The organism is Catellatospora paridis (assembly GCF_009720365.1).
Classification (GTDB): domain Bacteria; phylum Actinomycetota; class Actinomycetes; order Mycobacteriales; family Micromonosporaceae; genus Catellatospora; species Catellatospora paridis.
Window position 1 is genome coordinate 440,542 of the sequence record NZ_ML769312.1, and the last position, 12,585, is coordinate 453,126.

Annotated in this window: 8 protein-coding genes; 5 read left to right on the forward strand and 3 right to left on the reverse strand. The window is 71.1% G+C overall.

Translation table 11 applies throughout. The annotated features are described in order from the left end of the window. Positions 1–166: 166 nt before the first annotated feature. Positions 167–2,974, forward strand: coding sequence for a helix-turn-helix transcriptional regulator (locus tag F9C41_RS01830; protein WP_155384805.1), 2,808 nt, complete (start codon positions 167–169; stop codon positions 2,972–2,974). 22 nt (positions 2,975–2,996) lie between these two features. Here the strand turns inward: F9C41_RS01830 and F9C41_RS01835 are convergent, their stop codons facing one another. Beyond that, positions 2,997–3,527 carry an NUDIX domain-containing protein gene (locus F9C41_RS01835; RefSeq protein ID WP_230689213.1) on the reverse strand — a complete coding sequence of 177 codons (531 nt, stop codon included), beginning with the start codon at positions 3,525–3,527 and terminating at the stop codon, positions 2,997–2,999. Between the two features lie 191 nt (positions 3,528–3,718). Here F9C41_RS01835 and F9C41_RS01840 point away from each other — a divergent pair, with 191 nt between their 5' ends. Continuing rightward, entirely contained in the window at positions 3,719–4,654 is a 936-nt protein-coding gene (locus F9C41_RS01840; RefSeq protein ID WP_155384806.1) for an ion transporter, read from the forward strand. 106 nt (positions 4,655–4,760) lie between these two features. Then, positions 4,761–5,213 (forward strand): Rv0361 family membrane protein, encoded by a 453-nt coding sequence (locus F9C41_RS01845; protein ID WP_155384807.1) that lies wholly within the window; start codon positions 4,761–4,763, stop codon positions 5,211–5,213. 25 nt (positions 5,214–5,238) lie between these two features. Here F9C41_RS01845 and F9C41_RS01850 read toward each other — a convergent pair whose 3' ends face one another. Further along, positions 5,239–8,127, reverse strand: a complete 2,889-nt coding sequence (locus tag F9C41_RS01850) for a hypothetical protein (RefSeq protein ID WP_155384808.1) — start codon at positions 8,125–8,127, stop codon at positions 5,239–5,241. A 474-nt stretch (positions 8,128–8,601) separates the two neighbouring features. Here F9C41_RS01850 and F9C41_RS01855 point away from each other — a divergent pair, with 474 nt between their 5' ends. After that, entirely contained in the window at positions 8,602–10,050 is a 1,449-nt protein-coding gene (locus F9C41_RS01855) for a glycoside hydrolase family 43 protein (RefSeq protein WP_155384809.1), read from the forward strand. Positions 10,051–10,109: 59 nt separating this feature from the next. After that, positions 10,110–11,507: a family 43 glycosylhydrolase gene (locus F9C41_RS40570; RefSeq protein ID WP_230689214.1), complete on the forward strand. Its 1,398-nt coding sequence runs from the start codon at positions 10,110–10,112 to the stop codon at positions 11,505–11,507. A gap of 54 nt (positions 11,508–11,561) precedes the next feature. Here F9C41_RS40570 and F9C41_RS01865 read toward each other — a convergent pair whose 3' ends face one another. Next, on the reverse strand, positions 11,562–12,557 hold the full coding sequence (locus tag F9C41_RS01865; RefSeq protein ID WP_155384811.1) for a YihY/virulence factor BrkB family protein: 996 nt from the start codon (positions 12,555–12,557) through the stop codon (positions 11,562–11,564). Positions 12,558–12,585 lie beyond the last annotated feature (28 nt).

The following is a 12,585-nucleotide window of genomic DNA, read 5'->3' on the forward strand; positions in this document are numbered from 1 at the left end:
CGCCGTACTCTTGTTACCGGCGGGTCGATCATCTTGTCAGGGTGCCCGCACGTCGGCGGACCAGGACCGCCGGTTTCCGCGCCGTTCGTGCGGTGTCGTCACCGATGCGCGCGGTCGATCACCGGATCGGCGATGATCAACGGTGGCCGCATGGTGAAGTGGGGGCATGCCGATGACGTTGTTCGGCCGTGAGCCGCAGGTACGACTGCTGCAGTCGGCGGCAGACGAGGCTGCGGCGGGGCGGGGCTCGGCGACCCTGGTCGAGGGTGAGTCGGGCATCGGCAAGTCGGCGCTGCTGGACGCGGTCGCGGCATACTGCGACCGGCTGGGGATGCGGATCCTGCGCGCGGCGGGCGAGCAGCTGGAGCAGGACCTGCCGTTCGCACTGGCCGGTGCGTGCCTGGGTGTGCTGGCGACCGGCGCCGAGCCCGGCGGGGCCCGGGTGGCGGCGCTGCTGCGCGGCGAGGGTGCCGACCGGCAGCCTGGCGCGGCCGGGCACGACTTCGTCGTCACCGAGGCGATGCTGGACCTGGTCGACGCATGGTGTGCCGCCGGGCCGGTGGCGGTGCTCGTCGACGACGTCCAGTGGGCCGATCCGCAGAGCATCGTGTTGCTGCACCGCCTGTGCCGCGGCATCGGGCAGTATCCGCTGCTGGTGGTCATCTCCGCCGCGCCGGAACCGCGGGGAGAGGCGATGAGCGCGCTGGTGCGCAGCATGGTCGCCAAGGGCGCGCAGCGCATGACGCTTCCGCCGCTGGACCCGCAGGCAGTGGCCGAGCTGGTCGAGGCGGCGGTCGGCGCGCCCGCCGGGCCGCAGCTGGCGCAGCTGGTCGCCGCCACCGAGGGCCACCCCCTCTACCTGGCGGAGCTGGTTGCCGGCCTGGAACGCGACGGCGCGCTGCGGATCAGTCGCGGCCGCGCCGAGACCGACCACGACACGCCTTCGGTGACATCGCTCCAGGCGATGATCATGTCGCGGCTCGGGCCGCTTCCCTCGCTGACCCAGGCCGTCCTGCACAAGGCCGCCGCGCTCGGCGGGCCCGTCGACGTGCCACTGCTGGCCGCCGTGCTCGACGTGCCCGTACTGGACCTGGCCGACGCGTGCGCCGCCGCGACCGGTGCGGGGCTGCTGGTCGAGACCGACGCCGGGCTGCAGTTCCGCCACGACCTGATCCGGCAGGGGCTCGCCGGGCAGACGCCGCCTTCGGTGCGCGGCACGCTGCACCTGCGCGCCGCGCAGGTGCTGATGGATCGGGGCGCCGACGTCGAGCGGATCGCCGAACACCTCGCCCAGACCGACCGCGCCGAGCACGGGCAGTGGCTCATGGACGTAGCGCCGCAGCTGACCGTGCGCGCGCCGGACCTGGCGGTGACCCTGCTGCGTGCCGCCGCGGCCGACAGCGCCGACGAGGCGACGGCGACCAGGCTGAACATCGCGCTGATCCGGGCCCTGCTGTGGGCCGGCCAGACCGACGAAGCCGAGCAGATCCTGCACGACCAGCTCGCCGCATACCAGCCGCCGGCCGTCCGCACGCAACTGCTCGAACTGCGCATGGACGGCTACTTCCGCCAGGGGCGGCTGCAGCAGGCCGCGGCGGCCGGCGAGGACGCGGCCCGGCTGGCACCGGTGCATCCCGGCCGCCTGTACGGCTTCGCTGCCGTGTGCCGCCTGTTGCTTGGGGAGTTCGGCGAAGGCGACCGCTTGGCCGGCGAGGCGCTGCGTTCGGGCCTGGCGTCGGGTGACGTCGTCGCGCAGGCGTACGGCCACAACACCCTCGCCGTGCTGCGGTTCGCGCAGAACCGGGTGCAGGAGGCGCTGGACCTCAACGCCGAAGCGGTGAAGGCCCTCGGCCACGCCGACGGCGCCCTCATCGTGGACCCGCTCGTGGTGCGGGCGATGTGCCTGTTCGCCCAGGACCAACCGGCCGAACTAGACCAGGTTCTGGACGCCGCCCTGCGCCGTAACCACGACACGGGCGGCTTCTACCTCACCACCGCGCAACTGCTGCGCGCCAACGTGCTGTTTCTCCGCGGCCGCTGGGACGACGCGCTGGCCGAGATCCGCACCAGCCTGGACAGCCCCGACCCGCTGTGCCAGGCGCCCGCGCTGCACGGTCTGGCCGCGATGGTCGACATGCACCGCGGCCAGACCCGGACCCTCGACGCCGAGCTGGCCACGCTGGCGACCTCCACCCCGCTGGAGACGAGGTTCACGGCCCCGCTGCGCTGGGCCCATTCGCTGGCAGCGGAGACGGACTCCGGTCCCCGCGCGGCCCTCGACATCCTGTACCCGATGTGGGAACAGCCGCCGACGTTCAGCCCGCGCTGCATCGGCTACCGGCTGTGCGCGGACCTGGCCCGGTTCGCCCACGCGGCCGGGGACGCCGCCCGCCTGCAGGATCTCGTCGACACCACGGCCGAGTTGCTGGCCGGGCAGCCCATCGCCAGTCTCGAAGGCACCGTCGCGTTCTGCCGGGGGCTGCTGCACGACGACCCGTCGCAGCTGCTGGCCGCGGCGGCGTCGTTCGCGCAGGCCGGCTGGCCGCTGTACGAGGGTTACGCCCGCGAGCACGCGGCCGTCGTGCTCGCCGGGGACGGCCGCCTGAAGCCGGCCCGGGACGAGCTGGCGGGCGCGGTGGCGCTCTACACCGGGCTGGACGCCGCACGCGACATCGACCGTGCCCGCGCGCGCGGCCGCCAGGCGGGCATCCGGCAGGGCGTACGCGGCCCGCGCGGCCGGCCCAAGCACGGCTGGGCGGCGCTGAGCGACACCGAGTACAAGGTCGCCCTGGCCGTCGCGGAGGGCAGGTCCAACCCGGACATCGCCGCGCAGATGTTCGTGTCACCGCGGACCGTCCAGTCACACGTGTCGAGCATCCTTGCCAAGCTCGGTCTGCGCTCGCGCGTCGAGATCGCCGTCGGCGCCGCCACCGTCGAGCACCGCGAGGCGATGGCCGGCCGGCGCACGCCGTGACACCGGACGGCGAGCCCGCTCGCTAGGCCGAGTGCAGGCGGTAGAGGGTCAGCGCGGCCAGCGACGGCGCGTCCACGATCTGTCCGGAACGGATCATCTCCGAGATCTCCGCGTCGGTGCACGCCCGGTGGACCATGTCCTGCTCGCTCGCCTCCCGGTCGTGGGCGCCCGCGGCGAGGTCGGTCGCGAGGTAGACGTCGAAGCCCTGGTTCGAGAAGCCGTACGCCTCGTACAGGTGGCCCAGGTGCCGCAGGGATCCGGCGCGTAGGCCCGTCTCCTCGGCCAGCTCCTGGCGGGCGAGGGCGGCCTGGTCGCCGTCTGCCCCGCGGCCCCAGCTGCCCTGCGGGAACTCCCACGCCCGCCGCCCGACCGGATACCGGAACTGCTCCACCAGCCAGAATCCGTCCTGCCAGCGCGGCAGCACCAGCGCGAAGTCCGGCTTCTCCACGACGCCGTAGACGCCGGCACTGCCGTCGGCCCGCCTGACCTCGTCCTCCCGCACGGTCATCCACGGATTGCGGTACACGACACGGGTGCTCACCTGCTCGATCACATGGTCATCCTATGAAATCGAGGATCGTCGTGACCGGCCGATCGAGGAACGCGCGCACCTGACGCGGGTGCTCGTCCCCTGACGGTCGTCGCGGTGGCTGCACGTAAGGTGTTGCGCATGTTCTCACCGCACATCCGGACCGTCCGTCCGGTCCGGACGCACGCCCGCTGCTCGACGACCCGGATCGGGGCATGAGCCGGCTCCTCGAACGCAGCCGGCCGTCCGACGCCGAGGCTGAACAACCGTCACCGCCTCCCGGAATCACGGCCTGGTGTGCCAGGGTCGCCGCATCCCGTGGCTTCGAGGTCACCATCGTGGTCGCCATCGCGGCCAACGCGGTCCTCCTCGGCCTGGAGACCTATCCCGACCTGAGGTCGGCCGGCTGGCTGAACGCGCTCGAGTGGCTGTTCCGGGCGGTTTTCGTCGCCGAGATCGCGGTCCGCCTGCTCAGCTACGGCAGGCGCCCGCTGGACTTCTTCCGGCACGGCTGGAACGTCTTCGACCTGGCGGTGGTCGCCGCGGCGTTCGTTCCGGGCCTGCACGGGGACTCCGCCATCCTGCGGGTCATCCGGATCGCGCGGGTGGTGCGGCTGATGCGCTTCATGCCGGGACTGCGCACGATCGTCACCGCGCTGCTGCGCAGCCTGCCGGGCGTGGGCGGCTTCCTCGCCCTGGCGATCGTCACGCTCTACATCTACGGCATGGCCGGCTGGCTGATCTTCGCCGAGCACCAGCCCGAGCAGTACGGCACGATCGGCAGCGCCGTGCTCACCCTGTTCGTGCTGCTGTCGCTGGAGAACCTGCCCGATCTCATCGAGCAGGGCATGGCCCTGTCTCCGTGGACGGTCGTCTTCTACATCAGCTACGTGCTCATCACCGCGAACCTGCTGGTCAACATCCTGGTCGGCGTCATCATCAACTCGATGGAGGAGGCCCGGCGGCTGGAGCAGGAGCCCATGCCGGGCGTCGGATCCGACCGTGACGGCATGCCGGGCGACGCCGACCAGCTCATGATCAGCCGCAGGCTGGACAGCCTGCGCGCCCTCCTGGACGACCTGGAACGTGACCTGCGCGTGGACCGGGAGCGTCCGCCCGCGCGCCCGGAGCGGGAGCCGACCCACCGCTGACCGCGGAGTTCCGGAACCACCTCGGGTCGGCGGCCGAGCCCTGGAGCGGCAGGGTGGCCGAGCCGCCATACCCTTCGATGGCTGAAAGGTCGATCGAAGGGATGTCATGGCCGACGCTGCGGAGCCGAAGGAACGCGGGCTGATCCCCGGCCTGGTGATCGTCGTGTTGCTGCTGTGCGTGGGCACTCCGGCGTGGGTGCTCTACCGGCAGTGGGCCGACCCGCGGACCAAGGCGGGCATGACCGAGGCCGCCACGGCCTACCTCGACGCGCTCCGCGACGCCGACTACCCCGCCGCTTACCGGTGGGTCTGCGCGAGCGAGCAGAAGAAGTATCCGCTGGACCAGTGGACGCGCTACCACGTCGAGCCCGACATCGAGAGCTACGAGATCACCGACGTCGTGATCGAGGATCTCACGGAGGCTCCCACGAGCTACTCCGTCGACGCCGACGTCCGCTATGCCGACGGGCGGACGCAGCTGTGGCACTACGTGCTGTACGACGAGAGCGACGGCTGGCGCATCTGCTACGAGACCGGCATCGCGCGGCCCCGCAAGTAGGAGGGAAAGCGGACGGGGCGTCCGGTCAGGGTGCGGCGCACTCCACGCTCTTCACCGTGAAGCTCGCCGCGCTCTGGAGGATGATCACCAGGTAGGAGACGTTCGAGAAGTCCTGCCCGCCGGTGCCGCCGAAGGTCTCGAAGGTCAGGTCGGCGACGCCCGAGCCGGCGAACAGGGTGACGCCGTTGGTGGTCCACAACCCGCCCGAGGCGACGGTGGCGTTGACGTGCACGGCTCCTCCGGTGGCGGAGGACACCACGACCCGCAGCCGGTCGGCGCCGTCCTGGCGCAGGTCGACGCCGAGGTGCTGCACCGTGCCGTCGGCGTCGAGTCCGTACACCAGGTGTGTCACCGCGAACTGGCCGGGGGCCTGGGCGAGGGTGAGCTCGCCGTCGACGGTGTCGACCGTGGCGACGGCACCGGTCCCGCCCTCGTAACGGATGCTCTGCACCGACAGCGTGCGCACCCCGCCGAGCACTTCGCCGCTCTTGCGCGTCGTCGCCGTCTGGCCGGACTCGACGGGCAGGCTGGCGGGGCCGGTGCGGAAGTCGTCGATGATCATGCCGCGGCCGCGCAGGAAGGCGACGCTGATGTTCTCGTTGCCCGAGCCGCGCCAGGCCACGGCGATCCGGGACCGGTGGGAGGTCAGGGCCGGGGCGTCGTCGGACGTCTCCGGGAACACCCGTCTGGTGTACGTTCCGGTGCTGTCCAGCGGCACCGCTACGCTGAGCTCGCCGTCGCCCTCGCCGGCCCAGGCGAGCGCCAGCCGGCCCCGGTCGGCGGTGAGCGCGGGACCGAACGGGCTGGTGTCGGGCAGGGTGCGCACCGGCAGCATGCCCTCGCACACGGGGTGCTTGCTGTCGCCGCCCTTGAGCTCGATGTCGAGTCGCGCCACGTTGAGGTTCTCGTTGCCGGAGCCCTTCCACGCCAGGTACATCCGTCCCCCGGCGTAGGAGACGAGTGCGGGGCCGTGGGTCGAGGTCTGGCCGAAGACCTTTTTCTCGTCGCGGAACCAGGTCTGCCCGCGGTCGGGGGAGATGAGCAGGTTGAGCTGGCCGCCGCCGTGCCCGGTCCAGGCCAGATACAGGTTGCCGTGCAGGTCGGCGGCCAGCGCCGGCCGCACCGGGCTGGTCTCGGGCAGCGTGACCTTGTCGAACAGGCCGATCTGGGCCGCGGGGGTCTGCACGTGCGCGACCCGCGCGACGTTGAGGGTGCCGTCATCCTGGCCGGCCCACGCGATGTAGACGACGCCTGCGCACAGTGCGAGCGCGGGCGCGTCCCGTGACGTCTCGGGGCTGGTGTGCCGGGCGGTGAAGGTCGCGCCGTCGTCGGTGGACACCAACAGGTTGAGCTGGCCGGGGCCCGCACCGGTCCAGGCGAGGAACACCCGGTCGTGGTCGGAGACGAGTGCCGGGCTGTGCGGGCTGGTCTGCGGCAGGATCTGCTTGTTCACCAGGTCGCCGACGGTGGGCAGGGGGTCGCTGTCGAGCCGCACCACCACGGTGCCCCGGGCCGGGTCGCGGCTGACGGTGGTGATGCGGGCCATGGCATCGGGGATGTAGGCGGTCGAGCCGGGGGCGTCGGACAGCTGCGCGACCAGCAGCGAGCTGACCCCGGGCGGTGCGCCGTTGGTCAGATGGACCAGCACCCAGCCGCCGGTGCCCGGGGCCGAGTCGGGCAGTGCCACGTCCCAGCTCTCGTCGGTGCGGTACTCGACGAGCAGGCGGTCGTTGGCGACCCGGTCAGCCCAGGCCAGGGCGGGTGGCTGTGAGAACGCGCCGCGTGGGGCGCCGCGCAGCCGGAAGAGCTCCACGGTGACGGTGCCGGGGCGGGTGCGCAGCGCCGGGCCGATGTCGGCGCCGTGCGCCCGTACGTCCAGCCACCCTCCGCCGACCAGGCTGGAGGCGATGAGGCCGGGCCCGGTCATGTCGTGTTCTGCCAGCGAGTGCGGCAGGACGTAGTTCGGGCCGCCCGCGGCGGGAGTGTGCGCGGCGCCGGCGGCGCAGACGCCCTGAGCGGGGTTGCCGGCGAAGTACATCGCGTGGCACTTGGCACACCTGCGCCAGTCCGGCTGGCCGGGGTCGGTGACGTCGTGGGCGAGCGTGTAATCCAGGGCGAGGCTCAGGCTGTGCACGCTTCCGGCGGGGCAGGGGCCGTCGCCGGGCTCGGGTTCGAACACGAGCAGCCGGCACCGGTTGCAGTAACGCCAGCCGTTCTGCTGCTGGGCCGTCGCGGGCGGGCGGTGCGGCAGCACGAACTCGAATCCCTGTGCGACGTGCCCGACGGGGATCATCACGCCGGGGCATACGCCCTTCTGGATCGGGTCGCCGTCGTGGAACATGCCGGAGCAGTTCTGGCAGTAGCGCCAGGCGACCTGGCCGAAGTCGGTGCGGAAGTCCAGGTTGCCGTCGGGGAACGAGTACTTGAAACCCTCCGCGCCCATGACGCAGAACGGGTCGAGGTATTCGGCCGGACCGAAGGGCCGGTCGGCGTTGGCGTGGTTGCACCCGAACGGATGGCCGAACTCGTGCTGCAGCAGCGCCGGGTTCAGGCTCTGCGCGCCCACGTGGAGGAACCGGTAGTCCGACGCGGGCGCCCAGGCCGCCGACTGTGCCTCCTGCACATCGGTCACGAACACGACCCGGGCGTACGTGGCGAGGTCGATGCCGCGGTCCCGCTTGTACAGGGGCGTGATGATGGTGCCCAGGTTCCAGCCGGCGTTCTTCCACTCGTCGTCGGTGAGGGGTGCGCGATACCAGTCGAACACCTCGAACGGGTGGCCGACCGCGCGGCCGCCGGACTGGGCGTCGAAGTAGGGGTTGACCCTGCTCACGACCTTCTCGACGAAGTCGCGCGTCAGGTAGGTGACCCGTGGTCGGTTCGGCGCGGTCAGCAGCACGACGGCGATCGCCATCCGAACCTCCACACCAAGTCACAAAGCTCGCGAAACGAACATAACACCGCATGGCAGGCGCTCGGCACCGGTTTAACCGACCGGGTGGTTGCGGTGGCGACAGCGGGGGATTGGCGAGCTTCCGGAGGTCGTCCGCTTGCTCGAAATTCTTTCGGCCGAAGCGATCGACAGTCTTGACACCCTGAATGTTATCGCTAACATTCTCTTAACACGGACCTAACCTCCCCGTGAGGTACGGGAAACACCGCGCCCGCACCTGCAGTTGAACAGGCTCAACCCTGGATCCATGTCGGAACCGAGGGCCTCCTGGCGGGCGGGTGTGAACGTTAACAGCCGATCCACCTCGGCGCCCTGCCGTGCTCCGAGGTGGATCCTTCCGACTGCAGCGATGCCGGTGGCGCGTGCCGCCATACCGTCGTGCGCTGAAGTCCGGACCCGTTCATCAGGCCCGCACCGACGTTCCTAGGAGAACGCATGACACACCGGTTGCGGCGGCTCGGGCTCGGCGGACTTGCCGCCACCCTGCTGCTGTCCCTCGGCCTCGCCGCGCTGCCGCAGCCCGCGGCCGCCGCCGAGACCTACGCGGCATACCTCATGGCCCACTTCACCGGCGAGAGCGCCAGCGGCGAGCAGATCTACTTCTCCGCCAGCACCGACGGCCTGCACTGGACCGACCTCAACTACTCCCAGCCGGTGCTGCGCTCCACCGTCGGCGAGCTCGGCGTACGCGATCCCAGCATCGTGCGCTCGCCGGCCGGTGACAGGTTCTTCCTGCTCGCCACCGACCTGCGCATCGCCAGCGGCAAGGGCTGGGACGCCGCCCAGCACGCCGGCAGCACCTCCCTGGTCGTCTGGGAGTCCACCGACCTGGTCACCTGGTCCGCGCCGCGGATGGTCAACGTCGCCGGCGGCATCGCCGGGGCAGGCTGCGCCTGGGCACCCGAGGCGATCTGGGACCCGGCCGCCGGCAACTACCTCGTCTACTGGGCGACCATCTCGCCGCGCAACGGCGTCGACAAGGCCCGGATCTGGTACTCCCGGACCACCGACTTCCGCACCTTCACCGCCGCCCAGCCCTACATCGACCGGCCCGGCACCCAGGGCATCATCGACACCCAGATCATCGAGATCCCGGGCAGCGTCGGCGGCTACCGCTACATCCGCGCATCCGGCGACGGGCAGATCTCGGTCGAGGGCAGCAACCAGCTCGTCAGCGGCTGGACCAGGCTCGGCGACATCTCCCACCTCGGCATGACCGGCGCGCAGGTCGAAGGCCCGATCCTGCACCAGTACAACGGCCGCAACGAGTGGGGGCTGTGGGTCGACCAGTACGCCACCGGCCGCGGCTACCTCCCGCTGACCTCGACCAACCTGGCCGGCACCAGCACCTACCGGGTCCGCGCCGCCTCCGAGTACGCGCTCGGGGCCAGCCACAAGCGGCACGGCTCCATCATCGGCATCACCCAGGCACAGTACGACCGGCTGCGCACCAAGTGGGGCACGGGCAGCGCCCGGCGGGTGCAGTCGTTCAACTTCGCCGACCGGTACGTCCGCCACGCCAACTTCGACGTGCGCATCGACCCGAACGTCAACCCGCTCGCCGACTCGCAGTGGCGGCTCGTGCCGGGCCTGGCCAACGCGGCCTCCGGATACGTGTCGTTCGAGTCGGTGAACTTCCCCGGCCACTACCTGCGGCACACCAACTACGACCTCGCCCTGGTCCGCGGCGACGGCTCGGCGCAGTTCGCCGCGGACGCGACGTTCCGGCAGGTCGCCGGGCTGGCGGATGCCTCGGCGGTGTCGTTCCAGTCCTACAACAACACCAGCCGGTACATCCGCCACTACAACTACCTGCTGCGCCTGGACCCGATCAGCACGGCAACCGAACGCTCCGATGCCACCTTCCGCCTCATCACCAGCTGATCCGTGGATGCCCCGGGCAGCCGTGCCCGGGGCACCCCCCGTTCCGAGAGCGAGGCCCCGTGACAACAGTCCATCGCAGGCGCAGGGTGGTCTCCCGAGCGCTCACCGTCTGCCTGGCTGCCTCCCTGCTGACCGTGGCGGCCGGTGAACCGGCAGTGGCCGCCGAGATCCCGACCGGCGCCCGGTCGCTGCAGTCGGTCAACACCCCCGGCTCGTACGTCCGGCACAGCAACTATCTCGGCAGTGTCGCCGCGGTCGGCTCGGGCAGTTCCGCGCAGGCCAAGAGCGACGCCACCTTCACCGTCACGCCCGGCCTGGCCGGCGGCACGGGCTGCGTGTCGTTCCAGGCGGCCAACGGCATGTGGCTGCGCCACCGGGACTTCCGCGTACGGCTGGAGACCAACAGCGGCAGCACGACGTTCCTGGCGGACGCGACCTTCTGCGTACGGGACGGGTCGGTAGCCGGTTCCGTGCGCCTGGAGTCGTCCAACTTCCCGGGCCGCTACCTCCGGCACCGCAACAGCGAGTTGTGGCTGGACCCGTCGACCACCAACCCCGGCACCTTCGCCGCGGACAGCTCGTACCAGGTCACCGCGCCGTGGACAGCCGGCCGCCGCAGCCCTGTCATCAAGGGCCTGTACGGCGACCCGAACATCGCCTACCTCAACGGCCGCTACTACCTCTATCCCACCACCGACGGCTACAGCGGCTGGAGTTCGACGCGGTTCAAGGCGTTCTCCTCCACCGATCTGCTCAACTGGACCGATCACGGCACGATCCTGGACCTCGGACCGCAGATCAGCTGGTCGGACAGCAGGGCCTGGGCGCCGACGATCGCCTACCGCAACGGCCGGTACTACTTCTACTTCTGCGCCGACACCAACATCGGCGTCGCGACGTCGACCAGCCCGACCGGCCCGTTCACCGACCCCCTCGGGCGGCCGCTGGTGGCTGCCGGGTTCCGCAGCGGCCAGATGATCGACCCGCACGTCTTCACCGACGACGACGGCGAGGCCTACCTGTACTGGGGCAACGGCTCGGCGTACGGGGTGCGCCTCAACGCGGACATGATCTCCTTCGACGCGGCGCAGGTGCGTACGTTCAGCCTGCCCAACTTCCGGGAGGCCCCGTTCGCGTTCAAGCGCAACGGCGTCTATTACATGTCGTACTCGGTCGACGACACCCGCTCGGAGAACTACCACGTCGAGTACGCCACCGCGACGTCGCCGTTCGGGCCGTGGACGCATCGCGGCACGATCCTGTCCAAGAACCTCAGCCTCGGCGTCAAGGGCCCCGGCCACCACTCCGTGGTGAAGGCCCCGAACAGCGACACCTGGCACATCGCCTACCACCGGTTCGCCATCCCGGCCGGAGACGGCATGAACCGGGAGGTCACCGTGGACGCGCTGCGGTTCAACGCCGACGGCACCATCCAGCCCGTCGTGCCGACCCTCTGAGAAGCCCGGGCGCAGGAGGTGTCGACACCTCCTGCGCCCGCCCGGCAACCCGGGTCAGAGCTGCTGCTTGTCGCCCTGATCGAGCGCGGAGCTGTCCCGCATCTGCAGGTAGGGCTCGCTGTCGGCGGGGTGGCCGGCGGCGATGGCGCGCTGGCGTTCGAGTTCGGCGTCGAGTTCGGCGCCGAACAGGATCGCCAGATTGGAGATCCACAGCCAGATGAGGAACACGATGATGCCGCCCAGGCTGCCGTAGGTCTCGGCATACGAGCCGAAGCGGGCCACGTAGAACCCGAATCCGGCCGACGCGGCGATCCACAGCACGACGGCGACCAGCCCGCCGGGACTGATCCACCGGAAGCCGCCCTGCCGCGCGTTGGGGGAGGCCCAGTACAGGATCGCGAACAGCAGCGCGATCAGCGCGACCAGCAGCGGCCACTTGCCGATCTGCCAGGCCGTCACCACCGGGCCGGACAGGCCGAGCACGCCGCCGAGCGCCTCGGCCAGCCGTCCGCTGACCACGACGACGAGGACGCTCGCGACCAGCAGCACCCCGGTCGCCAGGGTCACCGCGAGCCGGATCGGCAGCCGCTTCCACAGCGGCCGGCCCTCGGGCACGTCGTAGATCGCGTTGGACGCCTGCATGAACGCGTCGACGTAGCCCGACGCCGACCACATCGCCACCGCCAGACCGATGATCGCGGCGATGCCCGCCTTGCTGTCGTTGGCCTGCACGTTGTCGAGCGCGGCGGTGAAGACCTCCCGCACCGCGGTCGGCATGATCGGGGTGACGTCGTCGAGGACGTCGTTCACCAGCCGGTCGTCGAACAGGCCGACGACCGCGGCCAGCACGAGGATGCCCGGAAACAGCGACAGCACGCCGTAGTAGGTCAGGGCGGCGGCCCATACCTGCAGGCTGTCGGTGTCGAACTCCTTGGCGGTCCGGCGCAGCACCTTCCACCAGGACCGCAGGCTGAGCTGGGTGGGACTGCGCGGGCCGGCGTCGGGCGGCGGCGCGGGCACGGCGCCCGGCGGCCGGGGATCCTGAGTCATGCCCCTGCCATACCGCCGGCCGGGCCGG

Coding starts and splice junctions, on each gene's coding strand:
- F9C41_RS01830 (WP_155384805.1), top strand. CDS start 167: ATGCCGATGACGTTGTTCGGCCGTGAGCCGCAGGTACGACTGCTGCAG.
- F9C41_RS01840 (WP_155384806.1), top strand. CDS start 3,719: ATGAGCCGGCTCCTCGAACGCAGCCGGCCGTCCGACGCCGAGGCTGAA.
- F9C41_RS01845 (WP_155384807.1), top strand. CDS start 4,761: ATGGCCGACGCTGCGGAGCCGAAGGAACGCGGGCTGATCCCCGGCCTG.
- F9C41_RS01850 (WP_155384808.1), bottom strand. CDS start 8,127: ATGGCGATCGCCGTCGTGCTGCTGACCGCGCCGAACCGACCACGGGTC.
- F9C41_RS01855 (WP_155384809.1), top strand. CDS start 8,602: ATGACACACCGGTTGCGGCGGCTCGGGCTCGGCGGACTTGCCGCCACC.
- F9C41_RS01865 (WP_155384811.1), bottom strand. CDS start 12,557: ATGACTCAGGATCCCCGGCCGCCGGGCGCCGTGCCCGCGCCGCCGCCC.